The organism is Shimia sp. (assembly GCF_965227725.1).
In the GTDB taxonomy this organism is placed as follows: Bacteria; Pseudomonadota; Alphaproteobacteria; order Rhodobacterales; family Rhodobacteraceae; genus Shimia.
In genome coordinates, this window is record NZ_CBDDGH010000005.1 from 853,859 (window position 1) to 870,984 (window position 17,126).

16 protein-coding genes and 1 pseudogene are annotated in these 17,126 nt (G+C 61.0%); 9 read left to right on the top strand and 8 right to left on the bottom strand.

Annotated elements, in window-relative coordinates; genetic code table 11:
• Window positions 1-69: 69 nt before the first annotated feature.
• The 5 genes and pseudogenes from ACO07T_RS14520 to purC all read right to left on the bottom strand — a co-directional run bounded on the left by ACO07T_RS14520 (window position 70) and on the right by purC (window position 4,975).
• Window positions 70-1,404 (bottom strand): sigma-54-dependent transcriptional regulator, encoded by a 1,335-nt coding sequence (locus ACO07T_RS14520; RefSeq protein WP_422050006.1) that lies wholly within the window; start codon window positions 1,402-1,404, stop codon window positions 70-72.
• A 4-nt stretch (window positions 1,405-1,408) separates the two neighbouring features.
• Window positions 1,409-3,171, bottom strand: a pseudogene (locus tag ACO07T_RS14525) (sensor histidine kinase).
• A gap of 36 nt (window positions 3,172-3,207) precedes the next feature.
• Window positions 3,208-3,876 (bottom strand): phosphoribosylformylglycinamidine synthase subunit PurQ, encoded by a 669-nt coding sequence (gene purQ / locus ACO07T_RS14530; RefSeq protein WP_209086497.1) that lies wholly within the window; start codon window positions 3,874-3,876, stop codon window positions 3,208-3,210.
• Window positions 3,876-4,106, bottom strand: coding sequence for a phosphoribosylformylglycinamidine synthase subunit PurS (gene purS, locus ACO07T_RS14535; protein ID WP_209062546.1), 231 nt, complete (start codon window positions 4,104-4,106; stop codon window positions 3,876-3,878). Before purS ends, purQ begins: the two co-directional genes overlap by 1 nt.
• A 110-nt stretch (window positions 4,107-4,216) precedes the next feature.
• Window positions 4,217-4,975 carry a phosphoribosylaminoimidazolesuccinocarboxamide synthase gene (purC, locus tag ACO07T_RS14540; protein WP_422050007.1) on the bottom strand — a complete coding sequence of 253 codons (759 nt, stop codon included), beginning with the start codon at window positions 4,973-4,975 and terminating at the stop codon, window positions 4,217-4,219.
• 156 nt (window positions 4,976-5,131) lie between these two features.
• Between purC and ACO07T_RS14545 the strand changes: the two genes are divergently transcribed.
• From ACO07T_RS14545 to bmt, 3 genes are all read left to right on the top strand, one after another.
• Window positions 5,132-5,446, top strand: a complete 315-nt coding sequence (locus ACO07T_RS14545) for a DUF1476 domain-containing protein (protein ID WP_422050008.1) — start codon at window positions 5,132-5,134, stop codon at window positions 5,444-5,446.
• A gap of 143 nt (window positions 5,447-5,589) precedes the next feature.
• On the top strand, window positions 5,590-7,500 hold the full coding sequence (locus ACO07T_RS14550; RefSeq protein WP_422050009.1) for a phosphatidylglycerol lysyltransferase domain-containing protein: 1,911 nt from the start codon (window positions 5,590-5,592) through the stop codon (window positions 7,498-7,500).
• Between the two features lie 98 nt (window positions 7,501-7,598).
• Window positions 7,599-8,621, top strand: coding sequence for a betaine--homocysteine S-methyltransferase (gene bmt, locus ACO07T_RS14555; RefSeq protein WP_209078917.1), 1,023 nt, complete (start codon window positions 7,599-7,601; stop codon window positions 8,619-8,621).
• A gap of 83 nt (window positions 8,622-8,704) precedes the next feature.
• Here the strand turns inward: bmt and ACO07T_RS14560 are convergent, their stop codons facing one another.
• The gene (locus ACO07T_RS14560; protein ID WP_422050010.1) at window positions 8,705-9,412 is read right to left on the bottom strand and encodes a TIGR02594 family protein; all 708 of its coding nucleotides are present in this window, start codon (window positions 9,410-9,412) and stop codon (window positions 8,705-8,707) included.
• A 178-nt stretch (window positions 9,413-9,590) separates the two neighbouring features.
• Window positions 9,591-10,676: a PA0069 family radical SAM protein gene (locus ACO07T_RS14565; RefSeq protein ID WP_422050011.1), complete on the bottom strand. Its 1,086-nt coding sequence runs from the start codon at window positions 10,674-10,676 to the stop codon at window positions 9,591-9,593.
• Window positions 10,677-10,893: 217 nt separating this feature from the next.
• Here ACO07T_RS14565 and ACO07T_RS14570 point away from each other — a divergent pair, with 217 nt between their 5' ends.
• The 4 genes from ACO07T_RS14570 to ACO07T_RS14585 all read left to right on the top strand — a co-directional run bounded on the left by ACO07T_RS14570 (window position 10,894) and on the right by ACO07T_RS14585 (window position 13,824).
• Entirely contained in the window at window positions 10,894-11,595 is a 702-nt protein-coding gene (locus tag ACO07T_RS14570) for a corrinoid protein (RefSeq protein ID WP_422050012.1), read from the top strand.
• Window positions 11,596-11,799: 204 nt separating this feature from the next.
• Window positions 11,800-12,492, top strand: coding sequence for a methyltransferase domain-containing protein (locus tag ACO07T_RS14575; protein ID WP_422050013.1), 693 nt, complete (start codon window positions 11,800-11,802; stop codon window positions 12,490-12,492).
• Window positions 12,493-12,512: 20 nt separating this feature from the next.
• The gene (locus ACO07T_RS14580) at window positions 12,513-13,190 is read left to right on the top strand and encodes a DUF1638 domain-containing protein (RefSeq protein WP_422050014.1); all 678 of its coding nucleotides are present in this window, start codon (window positions 12,513-12,515) and stop codon (window positions 13,188-13,190) included.
• A 130-nt stretch (window positions 13,191-13,320) separates the two neighbouring features.
• Window positions 13,321-13,824, top strand: a complete 504-nt coding sequence (locus tag ACO07T_RS14585) for a hypothetical protein (RefSeq protein ID WP_422050015.1) — start codon at window positions 13,321-13,323, stop codon at window positions 13,822-13,824.
• Window positions 13,825-14,108: 284 nt separating this feature from the next.
• On the opposite strand, the gene ACO07T_RS14590 is transcribed toward ACO07T_RS14585, so the two are convergent.
• Complete coding sequence (locus tag ACO07T_RS14590; RefSeq protein WP_209062522.1) at window positions 14,109-14,732, bottom strand: helix-turn-helix domain-containing protein; 624 nt, start codon at window positions 14,730-14,732, stop codon at window positions 14,109-14,111.
• An 86-nt stretch (window positions 14,733-14,818) separates the two neighbouring features.
• Here ACO07T_RS14590 and ACO07T_RS14595 point away from each other — a divergent pair, with 86 nt between their 5' ends.
• On the top strand, window positions 14,819-16,366 hold the full coding sequence (locus tag ACO07T_RS14595) for a class I adenylate-forming enzyme family protein (protein ID WP_422050016.1): 1,548 nt from the start codon (window positions 14,819-14,821) through the stop codon (window positions 16,364-16,366).
• The gene (locus ACO07T_RS14600; protein WP_209062518.1) at window positions 16,363-17,004 is read left to right on the top strand and encodes a DsbA family oxidoreductase; all 642 of its coding nucleotides are present in this window, start codon (window positions 16,363-16,365) and stop codon (window positions 17,002-17,004) included. Before ACO07T_RS14595 ends, ACO07T_RS14600 begins: the two co-directional genes overlap by 4 nt.
• The last annotated feature ends 122 nt before the right edge of the window (window positions 17,005-17,126 follow it).

Genomic DNA, 17,126 nt, shown 5'->3' on the forward strand with positions numbered 1-17,126 from the left:
TAAATAAAAACGCCACAATCCCTCTTCGGTCATGTGGCGTTCAAAATTCCTAACGGCGTGTAACGATCCCTAGAGATAATCCGCCCGCTGCAAGCCATATTTGGCCATCTTCTCGTTCAACGTCCGGCGCGGCAGGCACAGCTCTTCCATGACCCCCGCGATCGAGCCGCGATGGCGACGCATGGTGTTGTCAATCAGCATGCGCTCAAAGGCTTCGACATATTCCTTCAGCGGCTTGCCTTCGGTGGTCACCACCGGCTGCATCTCCTCGTGATCGTTCATCAGCAGTGACGCGATGGTGCCGCCGCCACGGCGGCTCTGCAACACCGCGCGCTCCGCCAAATTGATCAGCTGGCGCACGTTGCCCGGCCATGGGGCCTGAAGCAGCTGCGCCGCTTCTTGCGCACTGACCTTGGGCGCATCACAGCCGTATTCCTCGCTGAACTGCTCCGACAGTCGCGTGAACAGCGACAGAATGTCTTCGCCGCGCTGACGCAAAGGCGGCACTGTGATCCGCAACGCAGCCAGACGGTAAAACAGATCCGGACGCAGCGCATCTTCGCAGGTGCGGTCCTGCTCCTGCATGTTGCAGATCGCAATAATACGCGTCTCAGCTGGCGTGCCCTGCTCATTGATAACATTGAGCAATTTCGCCTGCAGGCTGTCACTCAGGCTTTCGATATCTTCCAGCACCAGCGTGCCGCCGCGCGCTTCTTCAATGGCGGGGAGCTGGCTGTCTTCCGGATTCATCGGCCCAAACAGACGTTTGGCCAGCGCCTCTTCCTCAAAGGCGCCACAGCTCACCAGCACAAATTTGCGCCCGCCGCGGCTGCCCACTGCGTGCAGCGCATGCGCCACCAGCGTTTTGCCAGTGCCGGTTTCCCCGTCAATCAGTACATGCCCATCGGCCAAACCAAGGTCGAGAATATCCTCTTTCAGACGGGTCATCACCGGGCTTGCGCCAATCAGCTTGCCCATGATCTGCTCGCCATCGCTCAGCTCACGACGCAGCGCGCGGGCATCCAGCGTCAGACGGCGCGCATTGGTGGCCTTCTTGGCCAGTTGGGTCATGCGATCGGGGTTAAAAGGCTTCTCAAGGAAATCAAACGCCCCCACCCGCATGGCTTCCACCGCCATCGGCACGTCCCCATGCCCAGTGATCATAATCACCGGCAGCGCACTGTCCGTGCCCATCAGCTTCTTAAGGAACTGCATCCCGTCCATGCCGGGCATCTTGATGTCGCTGATCACAATCCCGGGGTAATCCGCCCCCAGAGACTTCAGCGCATCTTCTGCGCTGCCATAGGTCTCCGTGTCATAGCCGGACAGAGCCAACCATTGGCTGATGGACTGGCGCATGTCCTGTTCATCATCCACGATTGCGATTTTCATTCCTTGAGCCACGCGTTCACTCCGCTGCTTCTATATCTTCATTTAAGATAGGGAGTTGTACTTCAAATACAGCCCCCCGTGTCTCGCCATTGCGCGCGGTGAGCCGCCCACCAAGGTCATTCACGATGCCCGAAGAGATCGCGAGACCAAGCCCAACCCCGTCTCCCGGTTGCTTGGTGGTGAAGAACGGCTCAAACAGACTGTCGAGGTCTTCGATCCCCGGCCCGTTGTCCCGCACCGTCAGCGTCGCTGTCTCCCCAACCGCCAAAAGCACCTCGATTTCAGGGTCAGAGACCGACTCCGTCGCATCCAGCGCATTGCGCAAGAGGTTGATCATCACCTGCTCGATCCGCACCCGGTCGCCCATCACCTTCACGGTTTCTGAGGGCACAATCTTGCTGATCTGCACCTGACGTTGACGCAGCTGCGGCTCCATCATCGACAGGGCGGAGGCCACCGCATCCCCCATATCCACCGCATGCAGCTCGTCCCCGCCTTTACGGGCATAGGATTTCAGCTGCTTGGTGATCGACCCCATCCGGGAAATCAGATCGTCAATCCGCTGAAACGAGGTCAGCGCCTCTTCCGGGCGATTGCGTTGCACCAAAAGCCGCGCCCCCGCCAGATAGGTTTTCATCGCCGCAAGCGGCTGGTTCAGCTCATGGCTCACCGCCGCTGACATTTCGCCAAGCGCGGCCAGTTTGGAGCTCTGCGCAAGGCTTTGCTCCGCCACCTCAAGGCTCAACTGCATGCGCTCACGTTCGGCAATCTCGCGCTGCAACCGCTGGTTCAACCGGCGCAGCTCCACGCTTTCGCGCTGGAAAAACACCATGCGAGAGGCGCTTTTGCGCCCCAGCACATAAAACGCCACGGCCAGCAGGATCGCAAAGCCCATGATCTCCAGCGCCAGAACCGCATTCACCTTTTCCCGCACGCTGGCATAGGTGGTGAAACTCGCCATCTGCCAGCCCCGGAACGGAATGCGCGCGCCCATGCGCATCACCGCTTCCCCTTGCAGATAGGCATCCGCGGGCACCTGCGTCCAATCAGAGGTCACTTTGATCGCGCGTTCAATCGCCCCAAGCGCAGGCTGACGCGCCAGCGCTTCTTCCTCGGTCGCCCCCCGCCAGCGCGGCTCGCTGGCAAGGATGATCACGCCTTCGCTGTCGGTCACCAGCACCGCATCGGAAATCCCGGCCCAAGCCCGCTCAAACTTGTGCAGATCAACCTCAACAGCAATCACACCAAGGGTTTCCCCTGACTTTCCAACCGGCGCGAATAGATGAAACGATAGGCCCCGGTCTCTTCACGAGCAGTGGTGAACAGCGTTGCGTTGGAGCGCAGCGCGTTGATGAAGAACTGCTGATCACGATAGAGCGTGCCAAGCCGCGTGCGATCTGTGGCCGCCACCGTGCGCCCGCTTTCATCCAGAAGCAAAAGCGAGGCCGCGCCGATCTCGTCAACAAAGCTGATCAGGCGCGCGGTCGAGCTGGAAAAGTCCTGTGATTCCAAAGCGCCGATCAGCTCTGGGTCTTTTGCCAAAAGCTGCGGCACAATCGCGTTGCGGCGCAGCTCACTCAGCAAGTTACCGGAATAGAGCGCCAGACGCAGCTCCGCACGGTTGCGCGTATTCTCAGTAAACCGGTCTGTCAGGAAGCTGTTGGTGATCCAGATCGTGGCTGCCGCAACCACAACAATAATGATCAGAGCAAAACGCGCGCGCCACCCGCTGGGGGTGGCAGGCACCATGTCATATGATCGAGAAGTCGGCAGCGTCATTGCTCAACATTACGCTGCTCAACTCTTAGCCTCAAGTCAGGCAAGCATGAACTGATCCGCCAACGCGCGGAACATTGCCACCCCGTCGGTGCCGCCATGGCCGATATCCGCCGCCCGCTCCGGGTGCGGCATCATGCCAAGCACGCGCCGGTTCTTGCTGACCACACCTGCAATATCCGCAACCGAGCCATTCGGGTTGTCGGTGTAGGTGAAGGCAATGCGGTCTTCGGCCTGAAGTTCCGCAAGCTTTTCATCTGTCACGAAATAATTGCCATCGTGGTGGGCAATCGGCACGTTCACCACGTCGCCTTTGCTGTAACCGGATGTGAAAGCCGTGTCCGCGGAGGCCACGTTCAGACCAACCGTGCGGCAGATGTATTTCAGCCCGGCATTGCGACGCAGCGCGCCCGGCAACAGGCCGGTTTCGGTCAGGATCTGAAAACCGTTGCACACCCCAAGCGCATAGCCGCCGCGCTCAGCGTGCTGGATCAGGGATTGGCAAATCGGAGAGTTGGCCGCAATCGCGCCACAGCGCAGGTAGTCACCAAAGCTGAAGCCGCCCGGCACACCCACGATGTCGATGCCCTCTGGCAACGCGGTGTCCTTGTGCCACACCATGGTGACATCGGCACCGGCCTGCTCAAACGCCACCGCGAGATCGCGGTCACAGTTGGAGCCCGGAAAAACAATGACCGCCGCTTTCATCAGCCCATCTCCACCCGGTAGCTTTCGATCACCGTGTTGGCGAGCAGCTTTTCGCACATCTCGTTCACGGTGGCCTCGGTGGTGCCTTCCGCCAGATCCAGCTCGATCACCTTGCCCTGACGCACACCATCCACGCCATCAAACCCAAGGCTGCCAAGCGCGTGGCGCACGGCCTCGCCTTGCGGGTCCAAAACACCGTTTTTCAACATGACGTATACGCGGGCTTTCATTAGCGGTCTCTCCTGTGGGGCAGATCATCACGGGCCTTTCCCGCTTCATCCTGCCGAAATTTCTCATGCCCGGCGCCCGCAACCGGACGCAGGCGCCTCAGCTTGGGATCTCAGTTCACCAAAGTCGGCTTTTGCGGTCCGGTGCCCTTGGGCATCACACCCAAACGGCGCGCGACTTCCGCATAGGCATCGGTCAGATTGCCCAGATCGCGGCGGAACACGTCTTTGTCGAGCTTGCGCCCGGTCTCGATGTCCCACAGGCGGCAGCTGTCCGGGCTGATCTCATCAGCCACCACAAGGCGCTGGAAATCCCCTTCATAAACGCGGCCGATCTCGATCTTAAAATCCACCAGACGGATGCCGACGCCATACATCACGCCGCTGAGGTAGTCATTCACCCGCAGCGCAAGGCCCAGAATGTCGTCCATATCCTGCTGGCTGGCCCAGCCAAAGGCCGCGATGTGCTCTTCGCTCACCAGCGGATCGCCAAGGCTGTCGTCCTTGAAGCAATATTCCACAATCGGGCGCGGCAGCTGCGTGCCTTCCTCGATGCCCAGACGCTTGCTCATGGAGCCTGCGGCAAAATTGCGCACGATCACTTCCAGCGGGATGATGTCACAGTTGCGCACCAGCTGCTCACGCATGTTGAGGCGCTTCATAAAGTGGGTTGGCACGCCAATCTGGCCCAGACCGGTCATGAAATACTCGCTCAGGCGGTTGTTCAGCACGCCTTTGCCGTCAATCACGTCTTTCTTTTCAGCGTTGAACGCGGTGGCATCGTCTTTGAAGTATTGCACAATCGTGCCCGGCTCAGGCCCTTCAAACAGGATTTTTGCTTTGCCTTCGTAGATTTTTTTGCCGCGTGCCATCGCTAGACCCTCTTTTTCCGAGAATGAGTCCCGGATTCAGCCGCCCTCATACTGGAAGGGGTGGATTGTCGCAAGCGTGCCAAGTGCTCTTGCGCTTATCTCACGCGATGCGCATATAATCTGTGCATCAGTTGAGACTTATAGGGAAAGTCATCCATGACCACATTTGATGATCGTGAAGCCGCCTTTGAGGCCAAATTCGCACACGATGAAGAAATCAAATTCAAGGCAGAGGCCCGCGCCAACAAGCTTTTGGGGCTCTGGGCAGCTGATCTGCAGGACAAATTTGGCGAAGACGCCGAAGCCTATGCGCTCACTGTGATCCGTGCAGACTTCGAAGAAGCCGGTCATGACGACGTGATCCGCAAAGTCGCCGCCGATCTGGAAGGCATCGTTGATGAGGCCGCCATCCGCGCCAAACGTCGCGAATGCCTTGCCAAAGCGCAAGACGAGTTGATTAACGAAGCCTGATACACCGTATCGGAGCACGCAAGGCGCGCAGGACAACCTGCGCGTTTTTTTATGTCCAATTGAAGACGTTAAGCCCGCAGAAACCCTCTTTCCTGTAGCGCTGGGTAGGTGGATTTAAAATTTTTGGGGCGGGAAACTTTACGATGACGCGTTTTTCAGCTGTTGGGAAAGTGCTGCGGCACATCTGGCCTTTTGCACTCGGCGCAGCCTGTTGCTTGATTCTTGCAAGACAACTCAATGGTTTGGACCTCTCCGCGCTCTGGTCGGCGGTCATGGGCGTGTCCCCGCTGCAATGGGCGCTCGCAATTGGCGCCACCATCGTCAGTTTTCTCGCCGTGGCGCGCTATGATGTGATCGCACAGCGTCACTTCCAGATGCAACGCGCCTCAACCGAGACCATGGCCATTGGCGCCACGGCTATTGGTTTGGGCCAAACCCTCGGCGCAGGCGCAGTTGTTGGCGCTTTCGTGCGCTGGCGCATGACCCCGGATCTGTCACTGAAAGATTCCGCGCGCATCACCGCCTTTGTCACCGTCACCTTCATGGCGGCCCTTGCCGTGACCATCGCGCTCGCCGCACTGACCCTGCCAACCCCGCATATCCCGGCCCTGATGCCCTATTGCATCCTGACCGTGGCGCTGGGGCTTGCGGTTGTGGCCTTTGTGTTTCCGGTGCTGGCCCGTCAGGGTCGCATGTTCAGCCTGCCCACGGTTTCGGCCATGTTCAGCCTGCTGTGCTTCTGCCTGCTCGACACAGTGTTTGCCGGTCTGGCCCTCTATGTCCTGCTGCCGCATGAGATCACCATCGGCTTTGCAACCCTCATGCCGGTCTTCCTGATTGCTCTGGGTGCGGCGATTTTCTCCGGCACCCCCGGCGGCGTTGGCCCCTTTGAGCTCACCTTGCTGGCCCTGCTGCCACATCAGCCGGAGCCTGCTCTGCTAGGCGCTGTTCTGGCGTTTCGCGCGATTTACTACGCGCTGCCTGCGATGATCGCCGGTCTGGTCTTCATGCGTCACCTGCTGCGCCCGCGCCCTGCCCGTGCCCCGCGCCACATGCGCGCCTTCCAGCCGCTGGAGGACGCCCCGCTCTCCCCGATCAGCCGCGCTGAGCTGGGTGTGATCCGTCAAAACGGCGGCGCGCTCCTGTCTTGTGATGCGGGCCGCTACGGCACCGTGCGCACCGGCCAGACCCTTGTCGCGCTGTTTGACCCCATCGAAGGCGACGCCAACACATTGGCCCGCCCTCTGCGTCAGGCCGCCCGCGCGCAAAACCGCATCGCTTGCAAATACAAAATCTCCGCCCGCCAGGCCGTGCGCGCCCGCGCCGCTGGCTGGGCTGTGATGCATGTCTCTGATGAGGCCATCCTGCGCCCCGCAGATCACAGCACCGACGGCTCCACCTACCGCCAGCTGCGCCGCAAGCTGCGTCAGGCCGAGAAAGCCGGCGTCACCGTCTCTGCCTCCCGCACCCGGCTGCCGCTGGCCGATATGGCCCGCGTCTCTGCCGCATGGGAAGCGCGCAACGGCGTGCCCCGCGGTCTGACCATGGGCCGCTTTGATGACCTCTATGTGGGCCACCAAAAGGTCTTCCTCGCCTATCAGGATGCCCGCCTTGTGGGCTTCGTCAGCTTCCATGCTACCGCCCATGAGTGGTGCCTGGATCTCATGCGTGTGCTGCCAGACGCGCCAGACGGCACAATGCACCTGCTTGTGCAGACTGCCATCGAAGCCGCCGCCGAGCTGAGTGTGGATAGCCTCTCTCTCGCCGCCGCACCGGCGCTGGCGACCGGCCGCACACGGCTTGAACGCTTCCTGCGCACCAAACATTTCAAACATGGCGGCGGCGCGGGCCTGCGTCAGTTCAAAGCTTGTTTTGCCCCGCGCTGGCAGCCGCTCTTCATGGCAGCCCCCGGTCCGATGCAGCTTTGTGTGGCCACATTGGACATGATCCGCGCGGTCAACCTGCGCAGCGCTCCGGCCACGCCGATCGCCTGTATGCCTGCAAATCAACCACTTGCGCCCACCCCGCAGCCGGTTATGCAACGCGCCTCATAATTTTCTTGCAGCAAATGAAGTTGTGCTCATGTCAGTGCCATGGCACATGCGCTGAACACAACACGCGCGCGTGATCGACGCGCCGATAGGAGGCACAGATGACAAACGCCCTGTCCAGACTTCTCGAGAAACGCGACTGGCTGATGGCCGACGGCGCAACCGGCACCAACCTGTTCAACATGGGCCTCAGCTCCGGGGACGCACCAGAACTCTGGAACGCGACCCACCCGCAGAACATCAAGAAGCTCTACAGCCTCGCGGTGGACAACGGCTCAGACATCTTTCTGACTAATTCCTTTGGTGGCAACGCCTCCCGCCTGAAACTGCATGACGCCCAAGGCCGTGTGCGCGAGCTGAACCGTCTCGCCGCAGAGATTGGCCGCGAGGTCGCAGATGCCGCCAACCGCCCGGTGATCGTGGCCGGCTCCGTTGGCCCGACCGGCGACATCATGGAACCTGTCGGCTCCCTCAGCCACGCAGACGCGGTGGAGATGTTTCACGAGCAAGCAGAAGGCCTGAAAGAAGGCGGCGCAGATGTGCTCTGGCTGGAAACCATTTCCGCCCCTGAAGAATATAAGGCCGCTGCCGAAGCTTTTGCGCTGGCGGATATGCCTTGGTGTGGCACCATGAGCTTTGACACCGCTGGCCGCACCATGATGGGTATGACCTCCGCGGATATGGTCCAGATGGTCAATGGCCTGCCAAATGCACCCATCGGCTTTGGGGCAAACTGCGGCGTTGGCGCAGCAGACCTTCTGCGCACCGTACTGGGGTTCTCCGCTCAGGGCACCGAAACCCCGATCATCGCCAAGGGCAACGCGGGCATCCCGAAATACCACGACGGCCACATCCACTATGACGGCACACCAGAGCTGATGGCGGAATATGCCGTGATGGCGCGCGACTGTGGCGCAACCATCATTGGCGGCTGCTGTGGCACCATGCCGGAGCACCTGAGCGCGATGCGCAAAGCGCTCGAAACCCGCCCACGCGGTGCCCGCCCGTCGCTGGAGCAGGTGACCGAAGTGCTCGGCGGCTTTTCGTCCGCAACCGATGGCACCGGTGATGACGCTGAGGCACCGGCACGTGAGCGCCGCGGCCGCCGCCGTCGCAGCGCCTAATTGCTGCCCTCACATCAAAATCCAAAAGCCCGGCCTGCGCCGGGCTTTTTGTTTTTTGCTCGCTTTCAAAGGCAAGACGTCGATCAGGATTCGTCGCCATCCGTATCCTGAACGCCAGAGCCGCCCTGCAGGGTCACGCCGCTTTGTGACGGACCGGTCAGCGGCCAACGCGCGCCAAGCACACGGCTGCGTGGAAAGCGGCGAATGTTCACCGCATTGCTCTGGTTGCCGCCAAGACAATGCACATGGCTCGCATCCTCGCCCGCATAAAAGCCCACATGGCCTTTCCACGACGCCCGGCTCTCGCGCCAGAACACAATCACTGCGCCCAGCTGAGGCTCACATTCCTCACCAAAGCTCATCCATTTGCGCGCGCCCAGCGGATTGTTGGGCAGGGCTTCGGCAGGCATGGTCGAGCCGATACAATGGGCCACAAACAACCCACACCACGGCACGTCATCTCCGGCGTAGTCAATGTCCAGATCCGCCGCCATATCCATGATCACAGGGTTGTTGCCCGGCCCGGCCACTTCGCGGGTGCCCATCAGCCGGTTGGCCTCATCAAACCACGGCAGCGAGTCAAAGCTCGGCACCGTGCCGCCCGTGGCCTCACCAAACAGCGCCTCATAGGTCAGCGGCCCGACAATGCCATCTGGCACCAGCCCTTTTGACTGCTGAAAATTCTTGATTGCCCCGATGGTCATCCGACCCCGGATGCCGTCCACCGGCCCTGGGTTAAACCCCAGCAAAATCAAACGCTTCTGAACCTTAATCCAATCACGTGGAGTCATTGAAATACTCCCTTTAACCTATCACTAAATCAATCGGCACAACCGCGTGCCCTGCCGCCATCCTACCACAAAACGCGCATTTTCTGAACCAGCCCCGCGCCCGTCGGCTTTATCCTGCCCGAACGCCTCTGTTCTGCAGTGCCGATGAGGACCGCGCGGCAAGTGGCTGAAACGCCGCTTAAAACAAGGCGAGCTGCCCGTCACGTGCCAGAGGCACCGCAAACAAGTCCGTTCTCAACGCAGGAAGATCACGGGCCAGCCCCAACCGCTTGCGCGCCGCCTCAAACCGCTGCGCCACCATCTCCGCATAGACGCCCTCGCCCCGCATGCGCTTGCCCCAATCCGCCGCGTAAACCTCTCCGCCGTGCATCTCCCGCACCCGCGCCATGACCTTCGCCGCCCGCTGTGGGAACGCTTCCTTGAGCCATTCCTCAAAGAGCGGTGCCACTTCTCGCGGCAAGCGCAGCATCACCCAGCTCGCCGCCTTGGCCCCGGCTTCGACCCCTGCCGTCAACAACGCCTCAACCTCATGATCGCTCAGCCCCGGCACCACCGGTGCCAGCATCACCCGCACCGGCACGCCCGCCGCGCTCAGCTTGCGGATCATCTCCACCCGCCGCGCTGGCAGTGGGCAACGCGGCTCCATCGCGCGCGACAACCCAGCATCCATGGTGGTCAGCGAAATCCCGACCTGCGCCAGCCCTTTGACTGCCATGCGCGCCAGTATATCGATGTCGCGCTCAATCAATGTGCCTTTGGTGACAATCGCCACCGGATGATTGAACCGCTCCAGCACCTCCAACGTCGCCCGCATAATCCGGTAGCGCCGCTCTATCGGCTGATAGGGATCGGTATTGGTCCCGATCGCCATCACCTCCGCCCTATAGGATTTCTTGGAGAGCTCCCGCTCCAGAACCTCCGCCGCCTTTGGGCGTGCCACCAGCTTGCTTTCAAAATCCAGCCCCGGCGACAGCCCCAGATAGGCATGTGTGGGCCGCGCAAAACAATAGACACAGCCATGCTCACAACCGCGATACGGATTGAGCGACCGGTCAAAGGAAATATCCGGAGATTGGTTGCGCGTGATCACGCTGCGCGGGCTCTCCTCACTCACCTCAGTGACAAAGCTGCGCCGCTCTTCTTCGATGTCCCACCCATCGGTCACCTCCTCACGCACCGGCTCATATCGGCTCGCGTGATTGCTCAACGCACCACGCGCGCGCCGCCGCTTCGGGTCGATTTTGGGCATCTCATCCTGGGACATGCCTCCAATTTAGAACAAAAAGAGAACACGCACAACAAACCCCATGATCTGGATGAAAAACTTTCATCGCACATGCCAATTTTGCCGCTACACGTCGCACGCGGCTTTGGCTATGTCGTTAATCAGACAGTCTGTCGCAGCAAAAAGAACGACACCTGAAAATCAGAGAGCAACCGGCGCCCCAATGAGGGCCACGCCAAGGTATGGGAGAACGCGCATGTCAGAAGAAGAAGACATCATCCTGTCCGAGCTGGACGACGAGGAACTTGTCCAGCAGATGTTTGACGACCTCTACGATGGTCTCAAAGAGGAAATCGAAGAAGGTGTGAACATTCTTCTGGAGCGCGGCTGGGCCCCCTACCGCATCCTGACAGAAGCCCTCGTGGGCGGCATGACCATCGTGGGCGCAGACTTCCGCGACGGCATCCTGTTTGTGCCAGAAGTGCTGCTGGCGGCCAACGCCATGAAAGGCGGCATGGCCATCCTGAAACCGCTGCTGGCAGAAACCGGTGCCCCACGCATGGGCTCCATGGTGATCGGCACGGTCAAAGGTGACATTCACGACATCGGCAAAAACCTCGTTTCCATGATGATGGAAGGCGCAGGCTTTGAAGTTGTGGATCTGGGCATCAACAACCCGGTCGAAAACTACATCGAAGCTCTGGAAGAGCACAAACCAGACATCCTCGGCATGTCTGCGCTGCTCACCACCACCATGCCTTACATGAAGGTCGTGATCGATTCGATGGTCGAGCAAGGCCTGCGTGACGAATACATCGTTCTGGTTGGCGGCGCGCCATTGAACGAAGAGTTCGGCAAAGCCATTGGCGCAGACGGCTACTGCCGCGACGCTGCTGTGGCCGTGGAAATGGCGAAAGACTTCGTTGCGCGCAAGCACAACCAGATGTCTGCCGGCTAACACAGCCAAGTCACACTCCCCTTCCGCGGAAGCGGACTTGGCCCGCCCTTATCAGGCGGGCCTTTTTGTAACATGCGTCAGGTTTTGCCTGTTTTTGCCTGTGCGCCCCACTCAAAACCTCACCATCATTTTTTGCCGCTGATCCCCAAGAGACGCCGCGAACAAGTGATTAGTCTCAAACGTAAAATGCGATAAGGTGCGCGCATGTCCGGTCTCTATTCTCCCGATCTCGCCCGCATTCACGCCGAAGGCCACACTGCAACCTTTGCCGAAGCCTTTGACTGGCTGGTGGCAGAGTTCTCCGGCGGTCCGGTTCCAGCGCAACTCTTTGATGTGGGCTGTGGCGACGGCACCTGGCTTGCGGCCGCACAGGCGCGCGGACTTGCTGGTGCGGGCATCGATCTCTCCCCCGCCTTTGTCGATCTGGCGCGCAGCCGCGGCCTTGATGTCACCAAAGGCAACGCCGCCAGCGTAGAGATTCCGGCAGGCACCACGGCGATCACCTGTCTGGGTGAGGTGCTTAGCTACATTGATCCGGAAACCGGCCACGACACACTCTTGCCGCTCGCCCAATCCGCCTTTGAGGCGCTGCCCTCCGGCGGACGACTCATCGCTGATCTCATCGGCCACCGCTGCCTGCCACAGGCGACCCGCCAAAGCGGCGAAGACTGGGCCGTGCGTGTCGAAGTCACCGTGGGCGGCGCCCGCCTGACCCGCCGCATTGAAACCCAGGTCGCAGACCGCATCGACTGGGTCACACACCATCAAACCCGCCGTGCGCCCCAGGCCACCAAGTCCGCCCTCGAAAACATCGGCTGGCGCTGCGACATCCTCACCGCTTACGGCCCAAGCCCGCTGCTACCCGGCCGCTTCGCCGTCAAACTGACCAAACCCTGACCCAACCCGCGACCAAGCCCATGACCCAGCCAGTAACATCGCCAAGTCCGCTTCCCGACGACAGCACCCTCACCGAAACCGGCCTCGCCCCCACCGGCGCAACCGGTCGCGTTCTGCTGCTGGCCTGCGGCGCACTGGCACGTGAAATCCTCGATCTGATCAAGCGCAACAACTGGTCTCACATGGATCTCACCTGCCTGCCCGCAATCTACCATGTGCACCCCGAAAAGATCGCCCCTGCGGTGCGCGACGCCGTGGCCAAACACCGCGACACCCACGATCAGATCTTTGTGGTCTACGCCGATTGCGGCACCGGCGGCGGGCTGGCCCAGACCTGCGAAGAGCTGGGTGTGGAAATGATCGCAGGTCCCCATTGCTATAGCTTCTTTGAGGGCAACGACCGCTTTGCCGAACTCGCTGAGGATGAATTCACGGCCTTCTATCTCACCGATTTTCTGGTGCGCCAGTTTGACGCCTTTGTCATCAAACCCATGGGGCTGGACCGCCATCCGGAGCTGCGGGACATGTATTTTGGCAATTATGAAAAGCTGGTCTATCAGGCCCAAACCGATGATCCCGCGCTGACCGAAAAAGCCAAAGATTGCGCGGATCGGCTGGGCCTCGCCTTTGAGCGCCGCTTCACGGGCTATGGCGATCTGGAAACCGCGCTGCAAAACCAGAGCAAAAAGCTCACTTAAACCACATGAGCGGCACCACCTACGCACCTGAAATATAGAAGAAAAGTTGCCATTTGCGCGACACCCCTCTAAAAGGGCGCGCATGATGAATTGGGCGCATCTTCAAATCTTGGGGTCACGACAGGCTGTCATGGCCGCACTGCTCTGTGCGTTGGCGGGTTGTGAAACCACCGGCTCCGGGCGCAGCTCACAGGTCACCAGACTTGGAGACTATGACGTGGTCTATACCGAGCTCAACGATGTGGAGGTCGGCAACACCGGCCCCCTCACGCCGCTGCTGTTCACATACACCTATGCCGGTCGTACGCCCATCAACGGCGTGACTGAGTCAGACCTCAAGCGCGAGGCCAAACGGCTTGGTCTGGACATGAAAACCATGCGCATCATCTACGGCGCCAATCCCTACAAAGGCGCGGATGGCACGCTGCATGTCTGCACAATCGACGCCATCCGCCAGCGCCTGTGCAAAGCCGCCCCGACCTTGCCGCTGCAGGCCCGCATCGACTACGCCAAAGCCCTTCTGGACAAAGACAGGGCCTGCGACTGGACCAGCTTTGACGCGGCCTACAACAAATCCGCCACCTTCTCGTTTGGCGGAGACGATCAAACCCTCAACGTCAAAGCCGCCTGCTGAAGTCTCTTGCGTTTTATCTGCGGCCAACGGATCGCCTTTCGCGTTTCCCCGCGCCAAAAGCTTTGCTCCGGAGCCACCCTGTCTGACCTCCGCACGGCCTGTCTGCTGCACAGGCGCAAGACAAATCGCCGAGGGACCCCGCCACAGGCGGGGAGACGGCTATTTGTCTTGAGGCCGAAAGCAGAGAGGTCAGTGTGTGATCAGACAGGGATGGATCAGGCGCAAAGCGGTTTTGCTCTGGTGAACCTTTCGCCCTTACGCTCCAACGTTAAGGCGCAAACACCTCACACCAGCGAGGTCACCCAGAGAATGGTGGCATCCTCATCGCTTACCGAGACCACATTATGGCCCATCGCCCCGTCGTAGTAGGCGCTGTCGCCGCGGCGCATCTCCACCGGTTCATAATACTCGGTGTAAAGCGTGATCACCCCGGTCAGCACATAGAGGAACTCTTCGCCGTCATGGCGCACCCAGCCGTCAAACTCCTCCATGGAGCGCGCGCGCACCCGCGCCCGATAAGGCAGCATCGCCTTCTTGCGCAGCCCTTCCGCCAGCAATTCATGCTCATAGGTCGCGGTGACCTGATGCGCGCCTTCGCCGGATTTCACCACCGACATGCGGCCCGTGATCTGCCCTTTCTGCGGCGCGGTAAACAGCTGCGGCACCGAGATTTCCAACCCCACAGCCAGCTTCTTCACCGCGTCATAAGTCGGCGACATCTGCCCGTTTTCAATCTTTGACAGGGTCGAGCGCGCCAGCCCCGCCTGATTGGCGGCCTGCTCCAGCGTCCATTTGCGCGCCTTGCGCAGGTCCCGCACACGTTGGCCCAGGTCAAGCGGTTCCACATGATCCTGCTCCCCGTTCTCACGGGCGATGCGGATGAGCGATTTGGGGTCTTTTTCTGTCATGCCAGCGCTTCTAGCGCGCCTGCCCCAAGCTCTGCAACCGCCACGTCGCGCTTGCGCTCCTGTCCCTGCCTGCGTACCCAATCTGCATGACCACGCTGACCACCTCACTTTTTGACCAAGGCCCGCCGCCACCCTGCCCGCAGGCCTTCAATATGGCCGCCCATGTGCTGGCGCAGGCCGACAGGCTGGCAGACAAACCCGCCCTCGAAGTGATCTCGCCAACCGGCGTGCAAATCTGGCGCTACAGCGAGCTGAAATCCGCCATTCTCGGCACCGCCACCGGCCTTCTTGAGGCAGGTCTCACCCCCGACGACCACGTGCTAATGCGTCTGGGCAATACCGTGGATTTCCCCATTGCCTACCTCGCTGCCATCGCTGTCGATCTGATCCCCGTACCCACATCGACCCAGCTCACGGAGCCTGAGGTCGCGCGTATGATCGACACGCTGGCCCCAGCCGCTATTCTACATGATCCGGCCGTGCCCACCGCCTCAGCTCCCACCGCCAAGACGCTGACAACAAATGACCTTTTTGGGATGCGCAGCCTCCCGCCCGCGGAGTTTGCCATGGGCGACCCCAACCGTCCCGCCTATGTCATCTACACCTCCGGCACCTCCGGCCAACCCCGCGCCGTGCAACACGCGCACCGGGCCATCTGGGCGCGTCAGATGATGTTTGACGGCTGGTACGGCCTGCGCGCAGAGGACCGCCTGCTGCATGCAGGCGCGTTCAACTGGACCTTCACATTGGGCACCGGCCTCATGGATCCATGGACCATCGGCGCCACCGCCCTCATCCCAGCCCCAGACACCGCCCCCGCCGCCCTGCCAGACCTTCTGCGGGCGCATCAGGCCACCCTCTTTGCCGCCGCGCCGGGGGTCTACCGCAAGATGCTGGACGCGCCCGCGACCCCGGCGCTGCCCGCCCTGCGACATGGCCTTTGTGCAGGCGAGAAACTGTCCGAGCCGCTGCGGAAACGCTGGAATGCCGCCACCGGCACCAAACTCTATGAAGCCTTTGGCATGTCTGAGTGCTCCACCTTCATCTCCGCCAGCCCGGAAGCCCCGGCACCGGCAGACACCTTGGGCCAGCCCCAGACCGGGCGCCGCGTTGCGATCCTTGCAGAGGGCGCGCCTGCGCCGCTGAGCACCCCCGGTGTCATCGCGATCCACAGATCCGATCCCGGCTTGATGCTCGGCTATTTTGACGCGCCCGAGGCCACCGCTGCACGGTTTGAGGGAGAGTGGTTTCTCACCGACGATCTCGGCGCCATGGATGCACAGGGCCACATCACCTACATGGGCCGCGCCGACGATATGATGAACGCTGGCGGCTTCCGCGTCTCCCCGCTGGAGGTCGAAGCCGCGCTCCTCAACCATCCGGACATCGCCACATTGGCCGTCACCGATGTCGAGATCAAAGCCGACACCCGCGTCATTGCCGCCTTCTATACCGCTGATCACGATCTCGTGGAGGCGGATCTGAAAGCCTTTGCGGCCGCCCGCCTGGCACGCTACAAGCAGCCAAGGCTCTACATCCGCCTGCCGGTCCTGCCCACCAATGCAAACGGCAAGCTCAACCGCCGCGCCATGCGCGCAGATTTTGAAACGCAAACCCTCAAGGCCACACCATGATCAAACTCGACATCATCTCTGACCCGATCTGCCCCTGGTGCTTCATCGGCAAAACCCGTCTTGAGAAAGCGCTCGCAGAGGTCGAAGACCACCCCTTCGTGATCGAATGGCACCCCTTCCAACTCAACCCGGACATGCCTGATGAAGGCATGGACCGCCGCGAATATCTGGAAACCAAATTTGGCGGCAAGGAAAACGCCGTGCGCGTCTATGGCGAAATCGAACGCCACGCCCGCGAAGAAGGGCTCGACATCGACTTCGCCGCGATGAAGCGCACCCCCAACACCATCAACGCCCACCGCCTGATTCACTGGGCCGGGATCGAGCAGAAACAGAACGCCGTAGTGGATGCGCTCTTTGCCGCCTACTTCAACGAAGGCCGCGACATTGGCGACACCGACGTGCTGGCAGACATCGCCGACAGCGCCGGCATGGACGCCGCCATGGTGCGCAAATTGCTCGACTCTGACGCCGATGTCGATGACATCCGCGCCCGCGATGCCCATAGCCGCAAAATGGGTGTGAACTCGGTGCCCACCTTCATTGTGGCCAACCAGCACGCGGTTCCGGGCGCGCAGCCTGCCGATCTCTGGCTGAAGGTGATCGCCGATCTGAAGGCCCAAACCGCCGCTGAATAACCGTTCATTTTTGATCTTGTGACCCTTCGGGGGCCGCGCTAAGCTCTGCTCTGCGCGCGGCCAAACTGTGCCGCCGTAAAGCCAAGCACAACGCCCAACTGGTGTGGACCCGCTCCGCAGAG